This is a genomic window from Pseudomonas sp. S3(2024), from assembly GCF_036861315.1.
Lineage (GTDB): Bacteria > Pseudomonadota > Gammaproteobacteria > Pseudomonadales > Pseudomonadaceae > Aquipseudomonas > Aquipseudomonas putida_A.
Genome location: NZ_JAZAQQ010000016.1, coordinates 1 through 22,903 on the forward strand (window position 1 = coordinate 1; position 22,903 = coordinate 22,903).

The 22,903-nt window shown below is 61.8% G+C and carries 20 protein-coding genes; 7 read left to right on the forward strand and 13 right to left on the reverse strand.

Annotated elements, in window-relative coordinates:
* Positions 1–286 precede the first annotated feature (286 nt).
* From VLA07_RS25645 to VLA07_RS25660, 4 genes are all read left to right on the forward strand, one after another.
* Positions 287–2,725, forward strand: a complete 2,439-nt coding sequence (locus VLA07_RS25645) for a TonB-dependent siderophore receptor (protein WP_333992339.1) — start codon at positions 287–289, stop codon at positions 2,723–2,725.
* Between the two features lie 74 nt (positions 2,726–2,799).
* On the forward strand, positions 2,800–3,924 hold the full coding sequence (locus VLA07_RS25650; protein WP_333992341.1) for a PepSY-associated TM helix domain-containing protein: 1,125 nt from the start codon (positions 2,800–2,802) through the stop codon (positions 3,922–3,924).
* Positions 3,921–4,100, forward strand: coding sequence for a hypothetical protein (locus tag VLA07_RS25655; protein WP_096797575.1), 180 nt, complete (start codon positions 3,921–3,923; stop codon positions 4,098–4,100). Before VLA07_RS25650 ends, VLA07_RS25655 begins: the two co-directional genes overlap by 4 nt.
* Before the next feature lie 193 nt (positions 4,101–4,293).
* On the forward strand, positions 4,294–4,923 hold the full coding sequence (locus VLA07_RS25660; protein WP_333992343.1) for a glutathione S-transferase: 630 nt from the start codon (positions 4,294–4,296) through the stop codon (positions 4,921–4,923).
* Positions 4,924–5,095: 172 nt separating this feature from the next.
* On the opposite strand, the gene creD is transcribed toward VLA07_RS25660, so the two are convergent.
* The 4 genes from creD to rloA2 form a co-directional block, all read right to left on the reverse strand.
* On the reverse strand, positions 5,096–6,466 hold the full coding sequence (creD, locus tag VLA07_RS25665) for a cell envelope integrity protein CreD (RefSeq protein ID WP_097089078.1): 1,371 nt from the start codon (positions 6,464–6,466) through the stop codon (positions 5,096–5,098).
* A gap of 174 nt (positions 6,467–6,640) precedes the next feature.
* Complete coding sequence (creC, locus tag VLA07_RS25670) at positions 6,641–8,059, reverse strand: two-component system sensor histidine kinase CreC (protein WP_333992346.1); 1,419 nt, start codon at positions 8,057–8,059, stop codon at positions 6,641–6,643.
* A complete protein-coding gene (gene creB / locus VLA07_RS25675; RefSeq protein ID WP_027610670.1) occupies positions 8,059–8,739 on the reverse strand; it encodes a two-component system response regulator CreB in 681 nt (226 codons plus the stop codon). Before creB ends, creC begins: the two co-directional genes overlap by 1 nt.
* A gap of 68 nt (positions 8,740–8,807) precedes the next feature.
* Entirely contained in the window at positions 8,808–9,311 is a 504-nt protein-coding gene (rloA2, locus tag VLA07_RS25680; RefSeq protein WP_007962587.1) for a retropepsin-like aspartic peptidase RloA2, read from the reverse strand.
* 309 nt (positions 9,312–9,620) lie between these two features.
* Here rloA2 and VLA07_RS25685 point away from each other — a divergent pair, with 309 nt between their 5' ends.
* On the forward strand, positions 9,621–10,508 hold the full coding sequence (locus VLA07_RS25685) for an acyltransferase (protein ID WP_333992350.1): 888 nt from the start codon (positions 9,621–9,623) through the stop codon (positions 10,506–10,508).
* 1 nt (position 10,509) lies between these two features.
* On the opposite strand, the gene VLA07_RS25690 is transcribed toward VLA07_RS25685, so the two are convergent.
* Entirely contained in the window at positions 10,510–11,067 is a 558-nt protein-coding gene (locus VLA07_RS25690) for a DUF2780 domain-containing protein (RefSeq protein WP_103368849.1), read from the reverse strand.
* A gap of 148 nt (positions 11,068–11,215) precedes the next feature.
* Between VLA07_RS25690 and VLA07_RS25695 the strand changes: the two genes are divergently transcribed.
* Together VLA07_RS25695 and VLA07_RS25700 are read left to right on the forward strand one after the other, a co-directional pair.
* Positions 11,216–11,851, forward strand: a complete 636-nt coding sequence (locus VLA07_RS25695; protein WP_115988745.1) for an RNA polymerase sigma factor — start codon at positions 11,216–11,218, stop codon at positions 11,849–11,851.
* A complete protein-coding gene (locus VLA07_RS25700) occupies positions 11,848–12,522 on the forward strand; it encodes an anti-sigma factor (RefSeq protein WP_333992353.1) in 675 nt (224 codons plus the stop codon). Before VLA07_RS25695 ends, VLA07_RS25700 begins: the two co-directional genes overlap by 4 nt.
* Positions 12,523–12,738: 216 nt before the next feature.
* Here VLA07_RS25700 and fdhA read toward each other — a convergent pair whose 3' ends face one another.
* From fdhA to VLA07_RS25740, 8 genes are all read right to left on the reverse strand, one after another.
* The gene (gene fdhA / locus VLA07_RS25705; protein ID WP_027610665.1) at positions 12,739–13,938 is read right to left on the reverse strand and encodes a formaldehyde dehydrogenase, glutathione-independent; all 1,200 of its coding nucleotides are present in this window, start codon (positions 13,936–13,938) and stop codon (positions 12,739–12,741) included.
* A gap of 203 nt (positions 13,939–14,141) precedes the next feature.
* Complete coding sequence (purU, locus tag VLA07_RS25710) at positions 14,142–14,999, reverse strand: formyltetrahydrofolate deformylase (RefSeq protein ID WP_027610664.1); 858 nt, start codon at positions 14,997–14,999, stop codon at positions 14,142–14,144.
* A 216-nt stretch (positions 15,000–15,215) separates the two neighbouring features.
* Positions 15,216–15,848 (reverse strand): sarcosine oxidase subunit gamma, encoded by a 633-nt coding sequence (locus VLA07_RS25715; protein WP_333992355.1) that lies wholly within the window; start codon positions 15,846–15,848, stop codon positions 15,216–15,218.
* Between the two features lie 155 nt (positions 15,849–16,003).
* A complete protein-coding gene (locus tag VLA07_RS25720) occupies positions 16,004–19,021 on the reverse strand; it encodes a sarcosine oxidase subunit alpha (protein WP_027610663.1) in 3,018 nt (1,005 codons plus the stop codon).
* A complete protein-coding gene (locus VLA07_RS25725) occupies positions 19,018–19,347 on the reverse strand; it encodes a sarcosine oxidase subunit delta (RefSeq protein WP_003228964.1) in 330 nt (109 codons plus the stop codon). The genes VLA07_RS25720 and VLA07_RS25725 overlap by 4 nt, the downstream gene beginning before the upstream one ends.
* 14 nt (positions 19,348–19,361) lie before the next feature.
* On the reverse strand, positions 19,362–20,612 hold the full coding sequence (locus VLA07_RS25730) for a sarcosine oxidase subunit beta (RefSeq protein ID WP_003206307.1): 1,251 nt from the start codon (positions 20,610–20,612) through the stop codon (positions 19,362–19,364).
* 20 nt (positions 20,613–20,632) lie between these two features.
* Positions 20,633–21,886 carry a serine hydroxymethyltransferase gene (gene glyA / locus VLA07_RS25735; RefSeq protein WP_027610662.1) on the reverse strand — a complete coding sequence of 418 codons (1,254 nt, stop codon included), beginning with the start codon at positions 21,884–21,886 and terminating at the stop codon, positions 20,633–20,635.
* Between the two features lie 285 nt (positions 21,887–22,171).
* Positions 22,172–22,882 carry a TraX family protein gene (locus VLA07_RS25740; RefSeq protein WP_333992359.1) on the reverse strand — a complete coding sequence of 237 codons (711 nt, stop codon included), beginning with the start codon at positions 22,880–22,882 and terminating at the stop codon, positions 22,172–22,174.
* Between the last annotated feature and the right edge of the window lie 21 nt (positions 22,883–22,903).

The window sequence follows — 22,903 nt, forward strand, 5'->3', positions numbered from 1 at the left end:
TTCCTCTGACGTGACAACCCGATATCCCATGATGCTTCCTTAAATCGCCGCTCCTACATCATGGTCTAAAAAAATTCGACCACAACAGGCTCACTCCTACAGTAGGAATGCGTTCCCCCTGTAGGAGTGAGCCTGCTCGCGATAGGGCCATCCGCCACACTCGAAAATCCCGAAGCGGCCGCCCCCTTCCAAGTTAATCGACATTATTTTCATCCAGCCCTATCACTTTTCAATTCTCGTCCGGCACTCAGGCAATTGAGAAATATTTCCATTCAGGAGCCTTCGCATGTCCCGTTCGCTAGACACCTTGTTGCGCCCCAGTCTGTTGGCCATCGCCATTGCCCTCAGCGCGCCGCTGCTCAGCAGCCCGTTGCTCGCTGCTGAACAGGCCTCCAGCGTGCGTGCCTACAACCTGCCAGCGGCGCCGCTGTCGACCACGCTGAACCAGATCGCCAGCCAGGGCGGCCTCGCGTTGTCGCTGAATCCGTCGCTGGCCGCCGGCAAGACCTCTGCGCCGGTCAGCGGTCAGTACGACGCCGCCGGTGCTCTGCGCGCGGCGCTGCAAGGCACCGGTCTGCAACTGGAACAAAGCAGTACCGGCACCTACACCCTGGTTGCCGTGCCGGAAGGGACATTGGCGCTGCCGGAAACCGCAGTGATCGGCGTGGAAAATCTGGAAACCGCCTGGGGCCCGGTCGAAGGCTACACCGCCACCCGCACCGCCGCCGGCACCAAGACCGACACCGCGCTGGTCGAAGCACCGCGCTCGATCTCCGTCGCCACGCGTCAGCAAATGGACGATCGCAGCGTGCACAGTCTCGATGACGCCGTGCGCTATATGCCGGGCATCACCGCCAGCAGCTACGGCAGCGACACCCGTATCGACTGGCTGCGGGTGCGCGGTTTCGAGCCGACTCAGTTCCTCGACGGCCTGCCGCTGCCCAAGGGCGTATACGCCAACCCAAAGCCTGAAACCTGGAACCTCGACCGCCTCGCGCTGCTGCGCGGCCCGGCCTCTTCCGTCTACGGCCAGACGCCGCCGGGCGGTCTGCTGGACATGGTCAGCCGGCGCCCGAGCGCGGAAGCCAGCAGCGAAATCCAGTTGCAGTACGGCAGCGACAACCATCGTCAGATCAACTTCGCCAGCACCGGCAAGATCGACGACGCCGGGCAGTTTCTCTACGGCATCAGCGGTGTAGTGCGCGACAGCGACACGCAGATCGATCACATCGAGAACAAGCGCTACAACATCGCGCCGAGCCTGACCTGGAACATCGATGACGACACCAAATTCACCCTGCTGACCCAATTCACCCGCGACGATACCGGTGTCACCAGCCAGTTCTACCCGATTCAGGGCACCAAGATCGACATGCCGTTCGGCAAGATTTCCCATCACAAGAACCTCGGTGATCCGGACTACGACTTCTACGACCGCACCTACTACGCGCTCGGTTATGCCTTCGAGCATCGCCTCAACGATGTGTGGCAGTTCAAGCAGAACCTGCGCTACACCAAGTCGGATCTGTCGTTCCAGACCGTGACCGTCAACAGCTACAACCCATCGTTCGCCGGCTTCACCGTGGATGATCAGGGCAATGTCGGTCGCGGCACCACCAACGTCGATGAAGACATCAGCCAGTTCGCCGTGGACAACAACTTCCAGGCCGACTTCGCCACTGGCGACATCCGCCATACGCTGTTGCTCGGTCTGGATCACCAGCGCAGCAACACCAACTACACGTCGATCTTCGGCACCGCGCCGGACATTAACGTCAACAACCCGATCTACGGTCAGCCGATCACCCGTCCAGCACGTTCTTCGGCGTTCTATGACTATGACCAGAAGACCTACCAGACCGGCCTGTACGTACAGGACCAGATGGCCCTCGACCAGTGGCGCCTGACCCTCGGCGGGCGTGAAGACTGGGTGCACACCGGCACGCAGTTCATCAACAAGGGCGACGCCACCAACACCCAGCGCGACAAGGCGTTCAGTGGCAACGCGGCGCTCAGCTACGTGTTCGACTCGGGCTTCGTGCCGTACCTGTCGTACGCCGAATCCTTCCAGCCAACCAGCGGCGCCGATGCCACCTCCACCGGTTCGCTCAAGCCGACCGAAGGCAAGCAATGGGAACTGGGCATCAAGTACCAGCCGCCGGGCAGCAAGACTCTGCTGAGCGCTGCGGTGTATGACCTGACCCAGAAGAACGTCGCGGTCAACAGCATCGTCAACAACGTGACCATCACCAGCCAGACCGGTGAAGTGAAGGTCAAAGGCCTGGAGCTGGAAGCGGTTTCCGACGTCACCGATAACCTGAAAGTCATCGCCGCCTACACCCTGGCCAAGTCCGAAGTGCAGAAAGGCGTGGACAAGGGCAATCGCCTGCAACTGATGCCTAACCAGCAAGCTTCGCTGTGGACCGACTACACCTGGCACAGCGGCGTACTCGACGGTTTCGGCATCGGCGGTGGCGTGCGTTACACCGGCAACACTTACGGCGACAAGGCCAACACCTGGCTGGGCAAAGCGGACGCCTACACCGTGTTCGACGCCTCGGTGCATTACGACCTCGGCCGCCTGGACAACAGCCTCAAAGGTGCGTCGCTGGCAGTTAACGCCACCAACCTGTTCGACAGGGACTACATCTCCACCTGCGACGGCTACTACTGCTACTACGGTGACCAGCGCAGCGTCATCGCCAGCGCCACTTACAAGTGGTAAGCGCGTGAGCTGAACCAGGTTCTGTCACCAGGCCGTCCCCCGTGGACGGCTTCGGTGTTTTTGAAGGTCATGAAATGAAAAGTAAAACAATTCGCCGCTGGTCGTTCATCCACACCTGGACCAGCCTGATCTGCACCGTGTTTCTGCTGCTGTTGGCATTGACCGGTCTGCCGCTGATCTTTCATCACGAAATCGAGCACCTGCTCGGCGATGCCCCGCAAGTGCGCGAAATGCCCGCCGACACGCCGCGCCTGAACCTGGCGCAACTGGTCGAGGCCGCAGAAAAACATCGCCCAGGTGAAGTGGTGCAGTACTTCGGTTTCGAAGACGACGAACCGAACGCCGTGCTGACGATCATGGCGAAAACCGCCGGCACCGAACCGAACTCGTCGCACACCTTCATGCTCGATGCGCGCACCGGTGAAGCGTTGGAAACCCCGTCGGCCAATGGCGGGCTGATGCTGTTCATCTTGCGCCTGCACGTCGACATGTTTGCCGGACTGCCGGGCAAGTTGCTGCTGGCGTTCATGGGTCTGCTGTTCGTGGTCGCGATCATCTCGGGTACGGTGCTCTACCTGCCGTTCATGCGCCGCTTGCAGTTCGGCACCGTGCGTCAGGACAAGTCCACCCGCCTGCGCTGGCTCGACCTGCACAACCTGATCGGCGTCGTCACCCTGACCTGGGCCTTGGTGGTCGGCGTCACCGGAGTGATCAGCGCCTGCGCCGACCTGCTCATCGCCGCGTGGCGCAATGACACGCTGACCGCCATGGTCGCACCCTATCGCGATGCCCCGCCGCTCACTCAACTAGCCCCGGCCACCCGCCTGCTCGACATCGCCCGCGAGGTGGCGCCGGGCATGAACCCGGATTTCATCGCTTTCCCCGGCACGCGGTTTTCCAGCGAGCATCATTATTCAGTCTTCATGAAGGGCGGCACGCACCTGACCTCGCACCTGCTGACGCCGGTGCTGATCGACGCCAGCACCCTGCAAGTCACCGCTGTGGCCGAGCGCCCGTGGTACATGGACGCCATGGGCATGTCGCAGCCGCTGCACTTCGGCGACTACGGCGGCATGCCGATGAAGATCCTCTGGGCGACCCTCGACTTGCTGACCATCATTGTCCTCGGCAGCGGCGTGTACCTGTGGGTGGTACGGCGTAAAGCGGCGAAACCACTGCCAGCGGAGGCTGTTGCATGAAGCCGCGTCAGACCAATTTCTGGAAGGTCTTCAGCACCCCGCTGGTGATTGCGCTGCTGAGTGCGGCGGGATTGTTTTCGGCGCTGTTGGGGGACGGGATCTGGGATGCGTTGAGCTGGGTCGGGTTGGGTGTTCCGGCATTTCTGGCGATCAAGGGATTGCTGCGACGCGGGTGATTTCCGTGTCGCCTGACAAGGCCTCTTCGCGAGCAAGCCCGCTCCCACGGGGGATTTGTGAACGAAACAGATCCAATGTGGGAGCGGGCTTGCTCGCGAAGGCGGCCTGATGAACACCAGCAAATCCCTCGCCAGCCGCTCTGTATCTGACTAGGCTAATCTCCTGCTCTTCGATGACCACCGAGGTTTGCCAATGTCCGCCCCCAGCATGACCCTGTTCCACAACACGCTTTCCCCGTTCGTGCGCAAAGTGATGGTGCTGTTGCACGAGACCGGTCAGCAGGATCGCGTCGCCCTGCAAGACTGCGTCCTCACGCCGGTCAGCCCGGACACCGCACTCAACGCCGACAACCCGCTGGGCAAGATCCCGGCGTTGCGTCTGGCGGACGGTAGCGTGATCCATGACAGCCGCGTGATCCTCGAATACCTCGACCAGCAACACGTCGGCAATCCGCTGATCCCCCGCGAAGGAGCGGCCCGTTGGCGGCGCCTGACCCTGGCCTCGCTGGCCGACGGGATCATGGATGCCTCGGTGATGGTGCGTTACGAACTGGTGTTGCGTGCCCCGGAAAAGCACTGGGACGAATGGCTCGACGCCCAGCGCGAGAAAATCCGGCGCGCCCTGGCCTATCTGGAAAGTGACGCCATCGCCGAGCTGACCAGCCACTTCGATGTGGCCGCAATCAGCGTCGCCTGTGCACTGGGTTACATCGATCTGCGCCATCCGGATCTGGACTGGCGCAGCGCCAATCCGCAACTGGCCAACTGGTATTTCGAGGTGAGCCAGCGACCGTCCATGGTCGCCACCATGCCCAAGTCTTAAGGCTGCGGCGCCTGAACCGGCCCCTTCGCGAGCAGGCTCACTCCTACAGTTGACCGCATTCCCCTGTAGGAGTGAGCCTGCTCGCGATGGCACCACCTGGGTTCCGGCGGCAGTGCTGCAACAATCAGCGTCAGCAAAACCTCGACCTGCCGCTGGTCCTCTCGCAACCCGCTCATTGCATCGCCCCCACATCAAACGCCAGCGGCTTGGCCGGTTTCTGCCCAATCCCGTACCAGTCGAGTTTGCGCGTCAGCACCATGAACACCCCGAGCAGGCCGAACAACAGCAGCGAACCCATCAGCAACGCGTAATCCTCGGCGCTCAGCAGGCCATACAGCAAGCCATACAACGCCGCCAATCCCGCAGAAAAACTCAGGCCGTGGCGCACGCTGTGCAGCACGTGGCAAACATAGAACCCGATCAACAGCACACAGCCACTGGCCGACAGCAGATACGCCAGGGCAAAGCCGATGTGCTCCGACAACGACAACAGCAACAGGTAGAAGAACGCCAGCGCCACCCCGACCAACGCGTATTGCACCGGGTGCACCGCCAGACTCTTGAGCACCTCGAACAGGAAGAAACCGGCGAACGTCAGGACGATGAACAACAGCGCATATTTGATCGCCCGATCACTCTTCAGGTACTGATCCACCGGATCGATGAAGCTCACTCCAAAGCTGCGCCCGTTGAACGCCTCGCAGTCATTGCCCATCACGCAACGGCTCATGGCTTCTTGCAGGTTGGTGGAGAAAAACGTGGTCTGCCAATCGGCGCTGAAACCCTGGTCGCTGATCTCGCGTTTGCCCGGCAGGAAGTTGCCAACAAAACTGGGGTGCGGCCAGTTGGCGGCAAGGCTGACGTGACTGCTTTTGCCCACCGGCAACACCTGCAGCGAACCGGTGCCTTGCAGGCGCAGGTCGAAACCGAAAGTCAGTTCCGTGGCGTTGCGAGTGTCCAGCGCCGGCAACGTCACCCGCACGCCTTCGCCGAGCCAGCCGACCTGGGTGCCGGGTACGAAGTCCAGGCGTTGACCGTCGAGTTCCAGTTTCAGGGCGTTTTCAATACCGCGGATGTCACTGATGCCCACCGCCAGAAACGGCGCATCGAACTGGTAATCGGCAAAGTCTTCCTTGATCCCCAATTGCGCCGGCAACGAGAAATGCCCATTGATGCGATTGTCGGCATGGAACAGTCGCGCTTCGTAGATACCGCGATTGCGCAGCTCGGTCTGCACCTGGCCGTCGAGTTCGAAACGTTCCGGCAGAAAGTACAGACGACCGCGCTCTTCACTTGGCTCGTCGTAGCGCTGGTTGGTTTTGTCGTTGAGCTTCCAGTTGTGAATCACTTTGCGATACGGCACTACCATCACCGGCCCGCTCAGTTGCTGGCTGTAGCTGGAGCTGCGGGCGATGTCTTCGAGCACGCCGTCGCGCAGTTGCTGGCGATCATCGATGATGCCGTCAATCATCAGCAGCGGTATCAGCAACAGCAGGATCAGCAGGGCAATCGCCCCGAGCTTTATGGTCAGATTCTTGTTCATGGGACTCTCCCTGTTTGGATGGGCAGAGTCTGGTTGGGCTGTGTGGGGGGAATAAGGAGGGAATATGGAGATTGTGTGGAGACTGTTATGGCCCCATCGCGAGCAGGCTCACTCCTACAATTGATCGCGTTCCCCTGTAGGAGTGAGCCTGCTCGCGAAGGCAGCGACTCGGTTTCAGGACAAGCGCAATGTCACTTCCACACCGCTCTCGACGTTGCGGATATGCATCGACCCACCATGCAACTTCACCACTTCCTCAACAAAGTTCAGCCCCAGTCCAGTGCTCTTGCGCCCACTGTCCGGGCGCGGCAATGAGTAAAACCGTTCACTCAAGCGCGGCAAGGCGTAATCGGGAATCGCCGCTGCTTCGTTGAACAAGCGCAACTCGACCTGTTCCCCGACACGCTCGGCACTGAAACGCAGCAACCCGGCGATCGGGGTGAAATCCAGCGCATTCTCCAGCAAATTGCCCAGGGCCTGACGCAACAGAAACGGCTCGCCGATCAGCAGCATATCTGGTGCAATCGTCTGCTCGACCGTGAGCCGCCGCCCCTCGATCCGCGCCGCCTGCGCCTGCAACAATTCGTCAACCAGTCCTGCCAGCGGCACCGCCACCCGTTCCTCAAGCCCCTGACGCTGCTCGACTTGCGCCAGATTCAACAGCCGCTCGATCAACTGCTGCATCCGTGCGCTTTCGCTGTCGATGTTGCCGACAAAGCGCAGGCGCTGAATCGCTGGCATCTCGTCCTGCAGCAATTCCGCAGCACCGCGAATCGCCGCCAGCGGACTCTTCAATTCATGGGTCAGGGTGTGCACGTAGCGTTCGACGTAAGCCTTGCCTTCGAGCTGGGTGCGCATCTGCTCCACCGCTGTGGCCAGTTGCTTCAGTTCGCCGCCACGGTAATGCGGTACTTCCACTCGCCGGCCTTCGCTCACCGCTTGGGCGTAGCCGGTCAAACGGTGCAGCGCGCGGCTCAGCCACCAAGACAGCAAAGCGCCGAACAGCAGACCGAGGCCGATCAGCCCGGCACCGTAAAACAGCAAGCGCCGCTCGGTGCGATCGACATAAGGCTGCAATGAGCTGTTGGGTTTGGCCACGGTAACCACGCCGATGATCCGGCCGTTGTCGCGGATCGGCGCACCGACGTGCATCACCGAGGAGTTCGCATCATTCGGATCGCTGCGGCTCGAACGAGCGCCGTACTCACCACGCAAAGTCAGGTACACGTCGTTCCAGCGCGAGTAATCCTGACCGACCGCCACGCCGCTGGAATCCAGCACCACGATGCCTTTGGCGTCGGTGACGTAGATGCGGTGGTTGACCTGGTTTTTCGGCAAACCCCAAATCGTCGCCTGTGGTTGGCGCTCGCCGTAGGCCCGCAACAATTCGGGCCAGCGGTTCTCGCTGAGCGTGCCGGCCTTGAAATCATCACGGAGAATTTCCGCCATCAGGTTGGCGGTGTCGACCAGGGTTTCTTCGGTGGACTGGCGCACGCCGGGGCGGATTTCTTCCATCACCGTGTTGAGCACGAAGTAACCGGTCAGGCCGATAAACAGCACATACACCAGAAAAATCCGCAGCCCCAACGACATCAGCTGTGCCCCGGGCTGTAGCTGTAACCGAGGCCGCGATGGGTCTGGATCGGCTCGGCGTCGGCCCGCACCAGGCGCAGTTTGGCGCGCACGCTTTTGATGTGGCTGTCGATGCTGCGCTCGTAGCCGGCGTCGGCGGCCACCCCCAGCGCGTCGAGCAATTGCTCGCGGCTGAACACCCGCTGCGGTTGTTCGAGCAGGCATTGCAACAGGCGAAACTCATGACGGGTCAGGCTCAACGGCTGTCCCCGATAGACGATCTGCACACGCTCGGCATCGATGCGAAACAGCGTCGAGGACGCTTCAACCGCAGGACGCGGCGCCATGCGCTTGAGAATCGCCCGTACCCGCGCGGCGACTTCCCGTGGGCTGAACGGCTTGACCACGTAATCGTCGGCGCCGATCTCCAGCCCCACCACCCGGTCGATCTCGGCATCCCGGGCGCTGAGGAACAGCACCGGCACTTCACTGAAGCGCCGCAGCTGTTTGCAGGTTTCGAAACCGCTGATGTCCGGCAGGCCGATATCGAGAATGATCAAGTCAGCCGGGGTCTGCCGTTGAAACTCCAGCGCCGCCGCGCCGAGGCTCAGCCACGTGGTCGCGAACCCCTCGCCCTGCAGGGCAAAAATCAGCGTATCGGCAATCGCCGCTTCGTCTTCGACAATCAGGATATGAGGCATGGCGTCCGAGCCCATGGGTTAAGTGCGCGAACGGTGCCCCAAGCCTGACGTTACGTCAATGAGACCACTTAGCAGTCTGGCTTGTCGGCGGTGAAACGCCGCGCCGGGTTCACCGCTGCGCCAAACTCGCGCAAGGCCTTGGCACCGATCAGCAGCGGGTAGTTGAAGTTGCTGCGGTCGGTCAGGTTGACCTCAACGGTACGCTTGACGTTGCCCAGGCACAGTTCCAGATCAACCACCGGGCGCTTGGCGACTTCGGTGCTGTCGCCCTCGTCCTCTTCATCCGAGCGGCTCTTGATCTTGCTGATCCGCGCGACCTTGTGTTCGTAGACCTTGTTGCTGGCATCCTTGGTGCCGAGGCGGAAACGCACCCAGTTCTCGCCGTCGCGGGTGAAAGTCTCGATGTCCTTGGCCGACAGCGAGGCGGTCAGCGCGCCGGTGTCCATCTTGGCCTTGAGCACCTCACCACCGATTTCCGGCAGCGCGATGTATTCGTAACGCCCGTACAGGGTCGGCTCGGCGGCCATGACCGGCAGGGCGACGAGGGCAAACAGTGCAAGGAGGGATTTCACGTAGAGGGTTTCCTTGGAAAATGGGGGCGTCTGACGCGAGATTTTAGACAGCGGACGGGCAATTGGTTCGCTGGAGTCCGCCTTCGCGAGCAAGCCCGCTCCCACAGGGGATCCGGGATCTGTTGGAGATGGCATGCACACTGAAGATCCACTGTGGGAGCGGGCTTGCTCGCGAAGAGGCCAGCCCTGCCAACACGGTAATCAGCTCCAGCATAGCCAGCCAAAAGTGAAACATTCGTCACCATCGATTTGGCCTGTCACCCGAAGCCACTTATCATGGCGCGCCCATCCGCCTTCATAGAGTTGCTTATGCGCCGCCTGCTCACCGGCTGTTTCGTCACCCTGCTGCTGTTGCTCAACACCCTGATCCTGATCGGGCCGTTGCTGGTCTTTGCCCTGCTCAAGCTGATCGCGCCGGGGCGCTGGCGCGATTACGCCTCGTGGGCGGTGATGTGGATTGCCGAGACCTGGGCCGAAATCGACAAGCTGATCTTTCGCCTGTGCATCCCCACCCAATGGGATATTCGCGGCGGCGCAGACCTGCGTGGTGACACCTCGTACCTGGTGGTCAGCAACCACCAGTCGTGGGTCGACATTCCGGCGCTGATCCAGACCCTCAACCGGCGCACGCCGTTCTTCAAGTTCTTCCTCAAGAAAGAGCTGATCTGGGTACCGTTTCTGGGGCTGGCGTGGTGGGCGCTGGATTACCCGTTCATGAAGCGCTACAGCAAGGCGTTCCTGGCCAAACATCCGGAGTTGGCGGGCAAGGACCTGGAAATCACCAAACAGGCCTGCGAGCTGTTCAAACGCCAGCCGGTGACGGTGGTGAATTATCTGGAAGGCACCCGCTACACCGCGGCGAAAAGTGCGCAGCAGCAGTCACCGTTCAGACACCTGCTCAAACCCAAGGCCGGTGGCGTGGCGTTTGTGCTGGCGGCGATGGGGGAGCAGCTGGATGCATTGCTCGACGTGACCGTGGTTTATCCACAGGAGAACATTCCGGGGTTCTGGGACCTGATCAGCGGCAGCGTGCCGCGGGTGATTGTCGACATCCAGACCCGCGAACTCGACCCGGCACTGTCGCAGGGCGATTACGAGAACGATCCGCAGTTTCGCCAGCAGGTCCAGAACTGGGTCAACCAGCTCTGGACCGAGAAGGATCAGCGCATCAGCGAACTGCGCGGCGAGCGCGGCTGAATCAGCTACCGGTGCCGGCGCCCCAGATGCTGCCGAGACTCTGCAGAATCGGGCCGCCGACGCCTTGGTCACCCAGGTACTTGAGCAGCACCGGGGCAAATTGGCCGACCATGCCGCTGTCCATGCCCAAGGCCCCGAAGGCGTTGTTCAGGTCGTTGGTGTCCTTGACGTTGCCCAGCGCGTTTTCCAGCCCGGCCGACTTGCCCGACGAACCCAGCAAACCACTCAACGCCGCCAGGTTGCCGCTGCCGCCCGACAGTTTGTCGATGCCCGGCACTTCTTTGGCCAACTGCGAATAATCGGTGCTGCTCAACTGATTCTTGGCCAGGCCGAGCATGGCGCTGGTGCCACCGACGGCTTGCTGAGGCGTAACACCGAGACCGGTAACGGCTTGCAGCAAACCGGCGGTTTCCGAGGTCGGCGCGGCGGCGGTGGCAGCGTTGCCACCCTGCATGCTTGCAGCCGCTTTTGTCACATCGTCCAGACTGAAGCCGGCAAACACCGGGCTCGCTGCAAGGGTCATCAGTGAAGCCAAGGCAATACCGCGTAAAATCTTCATTCAGACATCCTCTTGCGCTGTGGTAACCGCCCGTCTATGAGCGGCAAAACTGCCGGTTTGACCGGGTTTCAGCCAGCATGTTCCTCGCCGACGCATCCATTTTCAGCATAGCCACGTATATAAAACGTGAAACCGCGGATAACCCGAGATGAATGGCACAAGCGCCGTCGCTGAACTAGCCTGTGAACAGCCCGAGCAGCGCCCTCGTCGCCCGCCCATTGCCTGGAGAGCCGTCATTTCCATCGCCGACCACGATCAGTTGCGCCAGCTGTTGGCCCAGTGCTCACTGGGCGACCGCGGTGCATTCGAAACGCTCTATCGCAGCGTTGGCCCGCGCCTGCACGGCGTGGCCCTGCGCTTCATGGGCCGGGCGGATCTGGCCGAGGAAGTGCTGCAGGAAAGCTTCGTGCGCATCTGGAACAACGCCTCGCGCTACGAAGCCCATTTGTCGGCGCCGCTGACCTGGATGATCAACATCACCCGCCATCAGGCCATCGACCAACTGCGCAAACAGCGCGAACGGCCGATGACCGACTTCGAACAGGACACCCTGCCGGACGAAGGCCCTTCGGCCCACGACCTGTTGAACAGCAGCCGCGAAGCCAGCGCGCTGCACCGTTGCCTCGACACCCTCGACGGCATGCAGCGCCAGTCGATCAGCGTCGCCTACTTCCAGGGCCTTTCCTGCTCGGAACTGGCCGAACACCTGGCGGCACCGCTGGGCTCGGTGAAGTCGTGGATTCGTCGCGGCATGGAGCGTCTGCGCAGGTGCCTTGAATCATGAACTACCAGACCCCCGCCCTGCGCCGCGCCCTCGCTGCCGATTACGCCATTGGCCTGATGTCGGCGGCGGCGCGTCGACGTTTTGAACAATTGCTGCTGGATGACGCAGCACTGCGAACCGAGTTGGCGCAGTGGCAGGAGAGCCTCGCCAGTCTTACCGAAACGCTGCCGGAGCACCCGGTGCCGGATCGGGTGTGGCAAGGCATCACCGCACGGATCGAACCGCAAGTGCTGCACGTCCCGGAAAAACGTCCGTTCTGGAACTGGCTGCGCGTCAGCGTCGCTGCCTGTTCGATCGTGGTGCTGGTGTTCCTCGGCTCCCTGTACAACCGCGACGACGCCCGCTACCACGCCACCCTGCTGAGCGCCGACGCGCAACCGGCACTGAAAGTCGAGGCGCATGCGGATTATCTGCAGGTCGAACCGCTGACATTGGCAGCAATAGGGCCAGATCGCAGTCTGGAATTGTGGGCGATACCGGCGGACGGCAAGCCGATTTCACTGGGGGTGATTCCTGCAGGCGGCAAAGGCAAGGTTGAACTGAGCGCGGCGCAGAAAGTCTTGATCGGCCAGCCGATTGCGCTGGCGGTGAGTCTGGAACCCAAGGGTGGCTCGCCGACCGGGCAGCCGACCGGGCCGGTGCTGTACCAAGGCGCGTTAGCGGCTCTCTGACTCTGGCACCACAAACCTTTTGTGGCGAGGGAGCTTGCTCCCGCTGGGCTGCGAAGCGGCCCAAATCTTGTGTGGGTAATTTTCCTGAGACGCCGCATGTGTGGATTTTACGACGGCTTCGCCGCAGAGCGGGAGCAAGCTCCCTCGCCACAGGTTTCGTGCTCATCCCCATAAAAAACGGCGACCTTGAGGTCGCCGTTTTGCATTGCCTGAAACTTACGCCGCACTGAACAACCGATGCGGATCGATCACAAACTTCTTCGGTACGCCGGCATCGAACTCGCCGTAACCTTCCGGCGCCTGGTCGAGGCTGATGACCTGCACGCCGACCACTTCGGCGATGTTGATGCGGTCCCACATGATCGCCTGCATCAGTTGGCGGTTGTACTTCATCACCGGGGTCTGGCCGGTGTGGAAGCTGTGGGATTTGGCCCAGCCCAGACCGAAGCGGATGCTCAGGCTGCCCATTTTCGCGGCGGCATCGACCGCGCCCGGATCTTCGGTCACGTACAGGCCCGGAATACCGATCTTGCCGGCCACACGCACCACGCCCATCAGCGAGTTGAGCACAGTGGCCGGTGCTTCGGCTTTCACCCCGTCATGCCCGTGGCCGCGTGCTTCGAAGCCCACGCAATCCACCGCGCAATCGACTTCCGGCTCGCCCAGCAGTGCGGCGATCTGTTCGTGCAGCGGCGTGTCCTTGGACAGGTCGACCACTTCAAAACCCTGAGCCTTGGCGTGCGCCAGGCGGATGGTGTTGACGTCGCCGATGATCACCACCGCCGCCCCCAGCAGACGCGCCGAAGCTGCAGCGGCCAGACCGACCGGGCCGGCGCCGGCGATGTAAACGGTGCTGCCCGGGCCAACGCCCGCCGTCACCGCACCGTGATAACCGGTCGGGAGGATATCGGAGAGGCAGGTCAGGTCGCGGATTTTCTCCATGGCCTTGTCGCGATCCGGCAGCTTCAGCAGGTTGAAATCGGCGTACGGCACCAGCACGTATTCGGCCTGGCCGCCGGTCCAGTCGCCCATGTCGACATAACCGTAGGCACCGCCGGCACGGGCCGGGTTGACGGTCAGGCAGACACCGGTGTGCTGCTCCTTGCAGGAACGGCAGCGCCCGCAAGCCACGTTGAACGGTACGGAAACCAGGTCACCGATCTTCAGGTTCTCGACGTCGGAACCTTTTTCGATCACTTCGCCGGTGATTTCATGGCCCAGCACCAGACCGGTCTGCGCCGTGGTCCGGCCGCGCACCATGTGCTGGTCGGAGCCACAAATGTTGGTGGACACCACACGCAGAATCACCCCGTGCTCGATCTTCCTGCCACGCGGATCCTGCATTTTCGGATAGTCGATTTTCTGTACTTCGACCTTGCCAGCGCCGAGATACACCACACCACGATTGCCAGACATGCTTTCACCTCGCTGTTGTTTTTATGGAACCGCGTTGCCCAGGCAGGCAGCGCGTTAAGTGCTCGGGTACAGATGCTGATTGTTGTGTTGCCTGTTATGGCCTCTTCGCGAGCAGGCTCGCTCCCACAGTTGATCTTTGGTGTGACAGAGACCTGTGTTTCGACACAAATCCCTGTGGGAGCGAGCCTGCTCGCGAAAGCGATCTAGAGAACGACCGTGCGATTGGCGTTGAGAAACACCCTGCGCTCAATGTGATAACCCACGGCCCGGGCCAACGTCAGGCCCTCGATATCCCGCCCCTTGGCAATCAGATCCTCCGGGTAATGACTGTGATCCACCGCCTCTACCCCCTGAGCAATGATCGGCCCTTCATCGAGGTCGTTGTTGATGTAATGCGCCGTCGCGCCGACCAGCTTCACGCCCTTGTTGTAGGCCTGGTGATACGGCTTGGCACCCTTGAACCCCGGCAGCAGCGAGTGGTGAATGTTGATCGCCTTGCCATCGAGCTTGCGGCACAGCTCCGGTGACAGCACCTGCATGTAGCGGGCGAGGATCACCAGTTCGGCGCCGGACTCTTCGATCACCTGCCACACCTGACGCTCCTGCGCCGGTTTGTCGTTGGGGTCGAGGGGGAAATGGTAGTAGGGAATCTGGTGCCAGTCGGCCAGCGGCTTGAGGTCCGGATGGTTGGACACCACCGCCGCCACGTCCATCGACAACTGGCCGATGCGCTGGCGGTAGAGCAAATCGTTGAGGCAGTGATCGGCCTTGGAGACCATGATCACCACTTTTGGCCGGTAGTTCGGCGCGGTCAGCTCGAAGACCATGCCGAATGCCTCTCCGCGCTCGGCGAGGCCGGCGCGGAAGGACTGCTCGTCGAAACCGTCGGGCTGACGGAATTCCACGCGAATGAAGAAACGGCCCGAGAGCCGGTCATCGAACGAATGGTGCTCGGTGACGTAGCAACCCTGCTCGAACAGAAAACGCGTCACCGCGTCCACCGTGCCGAGCACGCTGGGGCAGTCGGCGGTCAGAATCCATGTGTCTGGGGCGCGGCTCATGGTGCGGTGACTCCTGTTCTTTTGTGCGCGGTGTCTGGGGGATTTTTGCCCCTCACCCTAGCCCTCTCCCGGAGGTAGAGGGGACTGACCGAGGTGTTCTTTCGAGCTACGCCGACCTGAAATATCGCGGCGAACTCAGGCTCGAAAACTACACAAATCTGCTCCCTTTCCCCCTCTCCCCCCTGGGGGAGAGGGCTGGGGTGAGGGGGTAAGCTTTTAGGCTTGTACGCTCAACCCGTATTCAGCCGAAGCATCCTGCAACCACAACCACCAGTAGTCCGAGAAGCTGCGGCGGATCAGCAGTTCCCAGGTGTCTTCGGCGGTATGGCGAATCATCAGCTGCGACTTGGCGAACACCGTGCCCACCGCTTTGCCGACCGGAAAATTGTTCGGGTGCACGTCGTAGCTGGTGGATTTCATCAGCACCTGACGCACGTTCGGCCCGCTCAGTTCGAGCACTTGCTGGCCGCCGCTGACGTTGACGATCGCAATGTGCAGGTCGCCCAGCGCTTCGCGCAGTTTCTGCTCGGCAGCGAATTCTTCACCGCTTGGCACGATCAGCAGCCACTCGTCCGGGCCCATCCATTGCAGGCTGGTTTCGCCTTTGACGATGACGCTCAGGGCGCCCGGCAACTCAATGCCGAGGGCCTTGTGCACGCCAGCGGCGAAGGCTACATCGTGGCCATCGCCACGAATGGTCAGATGACCGAGGAGTTTCTTTTCACGCACGATCACGCCGGCGTTCTTGCGACCCTTGCCGACCAGGCTGGCGAGGTCGGCATGGTGCAGCGACGACTCGGCCTTGGCCCCGGTGGTCGGGCGTTGTTGGTAAACATTGGCTGTGGTCATAAAGCACCTTCCTGAATTCTGACTTGAACCCTTTGCAAGCAGGTCTACCGCTATCGCGAGCAGACTCCTACAAGGGGTACGCGATCACCTGTAGGAGTGAGCCTGCTCGCGATGAAGTCAACGCGGTGCGACTGCACTCCACAGGAGCCGAACCATCAAATGTTCTGCCGATCCCCCTTCGGATCGAAGAACACCGAAGACACAATCTCCGCCTCGATCACGCTGCCATCGGCCAGCGGCGCGAACACCCGCTCGCCCATGCGCTTCAGACCGCCCTTGACCACGCCCATGGCAAACGAATAGCCGAGGGAGTTGTGCGCGTAGCTGGAGGTCACGTGGCCGACCATGGTCATCGGGATCGCCTGCTTGGTGTTGAACACCAGTTGCGCACCTTCCGGCAGCCAGACGTTCGGGTCGATCGGCTTCAGGCCCACCAGTTGTTTACGCTGATCCTTCACGCAGTCTTCTCGGTTCATGCCGCGCTGGCCGATCCACGAGAACGGTTTGGTGCGACCGACGCACCAGCCCATGTTCAGGTCGTCCGGGGTCATCGAGCCGTCAGTGTCCTGACCGACGATGATGAAACCTTTCTCGGCCCGCAGGACGTGCATGGTTTCAGTGCCGTACGGCGTCAGGTTGTACTGCTTGCCAGCCTCGACGATTTTCTCCAGCACGCCCATCGCGTAGTCGGCCTGCACGTTGACTTCGTACGACAGCTCACCGGTGAACGAGATACGGAACACCCGCGCCGGCACACCGCCGACCAGACCTTCTTTCCAGGTCATGAACGGGAAGGCTTCGTTACTCAGATCAATGTCGGTCACGGCGCTGAGCAGCTTGCGGCTGTTCGGCCCGGACAGGGTCATCGTCGCCCAGTGGTCGGTGACCGAGGTGAAGTAGACCTTCATCTCTGGCCATTCGGTCTGGTGGTACAGCTCCAGCCATTGCAGCACGCGAGCCGCGCCGCCCGTGGTGGTGGTCATGACGAAATGGTTGTCGGCCAGACACGCCGTCACCCCGTCGTCGAAAACCATGCCGTCTTCTTTGCACATCAGGCCGTAACGCGCCTTGCCCACATCGAGCTTGGTCCAGGCGTTGGTGTACACGCGGTTGAGGAACTCGCGGGCATCCGGGCCTTGAATGTCGATCTTGCCCAGGGTCGAGGCGTCGAGCAGGCCGACGCTGTCGCGCACGGCTTTGCATTCGCGCTTCACCGCCGCATGCATGTCTTCACCGTTTTTCGGGAAGTACCATGGACGTTTCCACTGGCCGACGTCTTCAAACTCGGCGCCGTTTTTCAGGTGCCATTGATGCAACGCGGTGTAGCGTACCGGTTCGAAGATGTGCCCACAGTGACGGCCGGCCACGGCGCCGAACGTTACCGGCGTGTAGTTGGGGCGGAACATCGTGGTGCCCATCTGCGGGATGGTCACGTTCAGCGAACGCGCGGCGATGGCCAGGCCGTTGACGTTGCCGAGCTTGCCCTGATCGGTGCCGAAGCCCAGCGCGGTATAGCGTTTGACGTGTTCGACCGACTCGAAACCTTCGCGGGTCGCCAGTTCGATGGCGGCGGCGGTGACATCGTTCTGCAGGTCGACGAATTGTTTCGGCGCACGCGAGGTGCCCTTCTCGTGCGGCACCTGGAACAGCGCCAGGGTCGCTTCTTCGAGACGGCTCAGCGCTTTTGGCAGCGTGCCTTCGACCACCGCAAAACCGGCTTCACTGGCAGCGCGTGCGCCACCTTCGAAACCATCGGCCAGCGAATCTCCGAGGCCGTAAACGCCGTTGATGCCGCCGACGCACACACGCTTCTGCGGTGCTTCGCCCGGTACGAAACCGAGGATGTCTTCACGCCAGATCGGCTTGCCACCGAGGTGCGAAGCCAGGTGCACGACAGGGCTGTAACCGCCGGAACTGGCGATCACGTCGCAGTCGAGCCATTCGCCCGGGCTGGTCACGGTGTGCGCTTTGACGTCAATCGCGGCAATGCGGGCAGCGGTGACGCGCTTGCTGCCACGGGCCTCGATCACGGCGCTGCCGGTGAGGATGCGAATGCCTTTGGCGCGGGCTTCTTCCACCAGCGCACCACGCGGATTGCTCCGTGCATCGGCGATGGCCACCACTTGCAGGCTGGCGTCGAGCCAATCCAGCGCCACGCGATAGGCGTGATCGTTGTTGGTGGTCAGCACCAGCTTCTTGCCCGGTGCCACACCGTAACGGCGCACGTAAGTCGAGACCGCACCGGCGAGCATGTTGCCCGGCACGTCGTTGTTGCCGTAGACCAGCGGACGCTCGTGGGCGCCGGTCGCCAGCACGACACGCTTGGCGCGGACACGGTGGATGCGCTGACGCACCTGACCAATTGGCGCACGGTCACCGAGGTGATCGGTGAGGCGTTCGTGAATGGTCAGGAAGTTGTGGTCGTGGTAGCCATTGACCGTGGCGCGCGGCAACAGCAGCACGTCCGGAGTGTTCTTCAGTTCAGCGATGACGCTGGCCACCCACTCGATCGCCGGTTTGCCATCGAGGCTTTCGCGCGAATCAAGCAGACTGCCGCCGAACTCTTCCTGCTCATCGGCGAGGATCACCCGCGCACCGCTGCGCGCAGCCGCCAGGGCCGCCGCAAGACCGGCAGGGCCGGCGCCGACGATCAGCACGTCGCAGTGCTGGTTCATGTAGTCGTAGGTGTCCGGATCGACTTCGGTCGGCGAACGGCCAAGCCCTGCAGCCTTGCGAATGTACTTCTCGTAGGTCATCCAGAACGATTGCGGGTACATGAAGGTTTTGTAGTAGAAACCCGGCGGCATCAGCTTGCCGCCGACCTTGCCGAGAATCCCCATCATGTCGTTGTTGACGCTCGGCCAGCCGTTGGTGCTGGTGGCGACCAGGCCTTGGTACAGCGCCTGTTGCGTGGCGCGCACGTTGGGAATCTGCGTGGCTTCGGTAGCACCGATCTGCAGCACGGCGTTCGGCTCTTCGGCACCGGCGGCGAAGATCCCGCGTGGACGCGAATACTTGAAGCTGCGACCGATGATGTCGACGCCGTTGGCGATCAGTGCCGAGGCCAGCGAGTCGCCCTCGAAGCCTTTGTAGCTCTGACCGTTGAAGGTAAAGCTCAGCACTTTGTTGCGGTCGATCCGTCCACCGTTGGACAGGCGATTGGTCTGGCTCATACCTTCTCTCCCAGCGCCGTCGTGGCTGTTTTCGCCGTATCAGCCTTGTCGGTGAATTGCGGCTTGGTGCCGATCTTGTAGGTTTCGAGAATCTCGTAGGTCACGGTGTCGCGGGTGACGTTGAAGTACTGGCGGCAACCGGCGACGTGATCCCACAGCTCGTGGTGCAGACCACGCGGGTTGTCGCGGAAGAACATGTAGTCGCCCCACTCTTCATCGGTGCAGGCGTTCGGATCCAGCGGACGCGGGATGTGCGCCTGACCGGATGCATGGAATTCCTCTTCGGAGCGCAGTTCGCCGCAGTGAGGACAGAAGATATGCAACATGGGGATTTCTCCTGTTAGTGGGCAACCGCAGCAGCGCCGTGTTCATCGATCAACGCACCGTTGTGGAAACGGTCGATGGAGAAAGGTGCAGCCAATGGGTGCATTTCACCCTTGGCCAGACTCGCGGCAAACACGTTGCCCGAGCCAGGAGTCGCCTTGAAGCCACCAGTGCCCCAACCGCAGTTGAAGAACATGTTCGGTACCGGGGTTTTCGAAATGATCGGGCAGGCGTCCGGGGTGGTGTCGACGATGCCGCCCCACTGGCGGTTCATGCGTACGCGCGACAGCACCGGGAACATCTCGACGATGGCCTGGATGGTGTGCTCGATCACCGGGTACGAACCACGCTGGCCGTAACCGTTGTAGCCGTCGATACCGGCGCCGATCACCAGGTCGCCCTTGTCGGACTGGCTGATGTAACCGTGCACGGCGTTGGACATGATCACGCTGTCGATAATCGGTTTGATCGGCTCGGACACCAGCGCTTGCAGCGGGTGAGATTCGATCGGCAGACGGAAACCGGCGAGCTTGGCCATGTGCCCGGAGTTACCGGCGGTGACCACACCGACACGCTTGGCGCCGATGAAACCCTTGTTGGTTTCAACGCCGATGCACACGCCGTTTTCCTTGCGGAAACCGATCACTTCGGTCTGCTGGATCAGATCCACGCCCAAGGCGTCGGCGGCACGGGCAAAGCCCCAGGCCACGGCGTCGTGACGGGCGACGCCACCACGACGCTGAACGGTCGCGCCCATCACCGGGTAGCGGGTGTTTTTCGAGCAGTCGAGGTACGGAATCTCGTCGGCCACTTGCTTGGCGTTGAGCAGTTCGCCATCAACGCCGTTGAGGCGGTTGGCACTGACCCGACGCTCGGAATCTCGGATGTCCTGCAGGGTGTGGCACAGGTTGTAGACACCGCGCTGGGAGAACATCACGTTGTAGTTCAGATCCTGCGACAGGCCTTCCCACAGTTTCATCGCGTGTTCGTACAGGTGCGCCGACTCGTCCCACAGGTAGTTGGAGCGCACGATGGTGGTGTTGCGCGCGGTGTTACCGCCGCCCAGCCAGCCCTTCTCGACCACGGCGACGTTGGTGATGCCGTGCTCTTTCGCCAGGTAGTAGGCGGTCGCCAGACCGTGCCCGCCGCCGCCGACGATGACCACGTCGTAGACCTTCTTCGGCGTCGGCGTGCGCCACATGCGCTGCCAGTTCTCGTGGTGGCTGAGGGAGTGTTTGAAGAGGCCGAAGCCCGAATAGCGTTGCATAGTCATTTACTCCAAACCGCTCAGCGATAAACCGGGTAGTCGGCGCACAGTGCCGCGACGTTCTTGGCCACATTCGCTTCAACGTCGGCGTCACCGAGGTTGTCGAGGATGTCGCAGATCCAGCCGGCCAGCACTTCGCACTGGGCGACCTTGAAGCCACGCGTGGTGACGGCCGGGGTGCCAATGCGCAGGCCCGAGGTCACGAACGGCGACTGCGGGTCGTTCGGCACGGCGTTCTTGTTGACGGTGATGTGCGCACGGCCAAGGGCAGCGTCAGCATCTTTGCCGGTCAGGCCCTGACGGATCAGGCTGACCAGGAACAGGTGGTTGTCGGTGCCGCCGGACACTACATCGTAGCCACGTTTGATAAACACGCTGGCCATCGCCTTGGCGTTGTCGATCACTTGCTGCTGATAGGCCTTGAAGCCTGGCTCCAGCGCTTCCTTGAAGCACACCGCTTTACCGGCGATGACGTGCATCAACGGGCCGCCCTGGGCACCGGGGAATACCGCGGCGTTGAGCTTCTTCTCGATCTCTTCGTTGGACTTGGCGAGGATCAGCCCACCACGCGGACCGCGCAGGGTCTTGTGGGTGGTGGTGGTGACCACGTCGGCGTACGGCAGCGGGTTCGGGTACAGGCCAGCAGCGACCAGACCGGCGACGTGGGCCATGTCGACGAACAGCAACGCGCCAACCTTGTCGGCGATCTGGCGGAAGCGCGGGAAGTCCAGGGTCTTGGAGTAGGCGGAGAACCCGGCAACGATCATCTTCGGCTTGCACTCGACGGCCAGACGCTCGACTTCGTCGTAATCGATCAGCCCGGTGTCGGTGTTGATCCCGTACTGCACCGCGTTGTACAGCTTGCCCGAGGACGACACTTTCGCACCGTGGGTCAGGTGACCGCCGTGGGCCAGGCTCATGCCGAGAATGGTGTCGCCCGGCTGGATCAGCGCCAGGTACACCGCGCTGTTGGCCGAGGAACCGGAGTGCGGCTGGACGTTGGCGTAATCGGCGCCGAACAATTGCTTGGCGCGTTCGATGGCCAGTGCTTCGACTTTATCCACATGCTCGCAGCCACCGTAGTAGCGCTTGCCCGGATAACCTTCGGCGTATTTGTTGGTCAGGCCGCTGCCCTGCGCTTGCATCACGCGTTTGCTGGTGTAGTTCTCCGACGCGATCAGCTCGATGTGATCTTCCTGACGTTGCTCCTCGGCATTCATTGCCGCCAGCAGTGCATCGTCGTAACCCTGGATCTGGTCTTGCTTGCTGAACATCGCGTCTCTCCCAGCGGCATCTGTGCGCCATTCGTCTCGGTAAGGCACTGGCAATCAAGGCAGTGCCCTTTGATGCGATGGTATGACCGGCGCAGACAGCTCAAATGCCTACGGACGCCACGCAAAGGTGCGTTTACGACATGGCCGGAAAAGGCTGGTCGGACACATCATCCAAAACTGCGGAGATCCCCTGTGGGAGCGGGCTTGCTCGCGAAGAGGCCGTGTCAGTCGACATCAATACCGCCTGACACACCGCTTTCGCGAGCAAGCCCGCTCCCACAGGGGTCAGGTGTATGCCGCGCGGATGGCGAGCAGCAGGAGGAAATGTGTGGGATAGAGGGCGTAAGCCCAGCGCCGCATCGGCGGTGGCTGGAGATGTCGCGCATGTCGCAACAGGAACATCCCCAGTATTGGCGCAATCAGGCATGCCGCGATGCCGAACACCGCCACGTAATTGCCGAACTCTGCCGCCTCATACAACACCTGCCACTGATTGCCCGCCAGACACACCAGCCCCGGCAGGAGGCCGAAATACCAGGGACGACGGATCACCCACAGCAGCGCCAGCGGCAACAGCACGCCAAATATGCCGAACATCAGCCACTGCGAAAACAACGCCGCCAGCAGCAAGGCGCCCACGCCCAAAAGCCGCGACAACAACGTGCGAACCTGCCAGCCCCGCGCCACCAGCAACCCCAGCGCCAGCGTAGGCATCACGTTCAAGGTGTCGGGATCAGGGATGTACAAACGGTACGGAATCTCACTGACCGCACTGAACAGCAGCAGCCAGCCCAGATAGCGCCACTCGGTCTTCTGCGCGCCGGCGCGGGAAAGATTCGCCGCCATCGCCAGACAGAACCACGGGAACGCCAGACGCCCCGGCACATACAGCCAATCGGCGCTGATCCCGACATATCGCAGGTGATCGAGCAGCATGCTCAGCAGCGCCAGCCACTTGAGCAGATCCAGCGCGCCGTCGCGTTTAGTCACGTGCATAATCGGGTAACAAACTGGTAA

Excerpts from the sequence above, each read along its gene's own strand:
- VLA07_RS25645 (WP_333992339.1), top strand. The coding sequence starts at position 287 with ATGTCCCGTTCGCTAGACACCTTGTTGCGCCCCAGTCTGTTGGCCATC.
- VLA07_RS25650 (WP_333992341.1), top strand. The coding sequence starts at position 2,800 with ATGAAAAGTAAAACAATTCGCCGCTGGTCGTTCATCCACACCTGGACC.
- VLA07_RS25655 (WP_096797575.1), top strand. The coding sequence starts at position 3,921 with ATGAAGCCGCGTCAGACCAATTTCTGGAAGGTCTTCAGCACCCCGCTG.
- VLA07_RS25660 (WP_333992343.1), top strand. The coding sequence starts at position 4,294 with ATGTCCGCCCCCAGCATGACCCTGTTCCACAACACGCTTTCCCCGTTC.
- creD (WP_097089078.1), bottom strand. The coding sequence starts at position 6,466 with ATGAACAAGAATCTGACCATAAAGCTCGGGGCGATTGCCCTGCTGATC.
- creC (WP_333992346.1), bottom strand. The coding sequence starts at position 8,059 with ATGTCGTTGGGGCTGCGGATTTTTCTGGTGTATGTGCTGTTTATCGGC.
- creB (WP_027610670.1), bottom strand. The coding sequence starts at position 8,739 with ATGCCTCATATCCTGATTGTCGAAGACGAAGCGGCGATTGCCGATACG.
- VLA07_RS25685 (WP_333992350.1), top strand. The coding sequence starts at position 9,621 with ATGCGCCGCCTGCTCACCGGCTGTTTCGTCACCCTGCTGCTGTTGCTC.
- VLA07_RS25690 (WP_103368849.1), bottom strand. The coding sequence starts at position 11,067 with ATGAAGATTTTACGCGGTATTGCCTTGGCTTCACTGATGACCCTTGCA.
- VLA07_RS25695 (WP_115988745.1), top strand. The coding sequence starts at position 11,216 with ATGAATGGCACAAGCGCCGTCGCTGAACTAGCCTGTGAACAGCCCGAG.
- VLA07_RS25700 (WP_333992353.1), top strand. The coding sequence starts at position 11,848 with ATGAACTACCAGACCCCCGCCCTGCGCCGCGCCCTCGCTGCCGATTAC.
- fdhA (WP_027610665.1), bottom strand. The coding sequence starts at position 13,938 with ATGTCTGGCAATCGTGGTGTGGTGTATCTCGGCGCTGGCAAGGTCGAA.
- purU (WP_027610664.1), bottom strand. The coding sequence starts at position 14,999 with ATGAGCCGCGCCCCAGACACATGGATTCTGACCGCCGACTGCCCCAGC.
- VLA07_RS25715 (WP_333992355.1), bottom strand. The coding sequence starts at position 15,848 with ATGACCACAGCCAATGTTTACCAACAACGCCCGACCACCGGGGCCAAG.
- VLA07_RS25720 (WP_027610663.1), bottom strand. The coding sequence starts at position 19,021 with ATGAGCCAGACCAATCGCCTGTCCAACGGTGGACGGATCGACCGCAAC.
- VLA07_RS25725 (WP_003228964.1), bottom strand. The coding sequence starts at position 19,347 with ATGTTGCATATCTTCTGTCCTCACTGCGGCGAACTGCGCTCCGAAGAG.
- VLA07_RS25730 (WP_003206307.1), bottom strand. The coding sequence starts at position 20,612 with ATGCAACGCTATTCGGGCTTCGGCCTCTTCAAACACTCCCTCAGCCAC.
- glyA (WP_027610662.1), bottom strand. The coding sequence starts at position 21,886 with ATGTTCAGCAAGCAAGACCAGATCCAGGGTTACGACGATGCACTGCTG.
- VLA07_RS25740 (WP_333992359.1), bottom strand. The coding sequence starts at position 22,882 with ATGCACGTGACTAAACGCGACGGCGCGCTGGATCTGCTCAAGTGGCTG.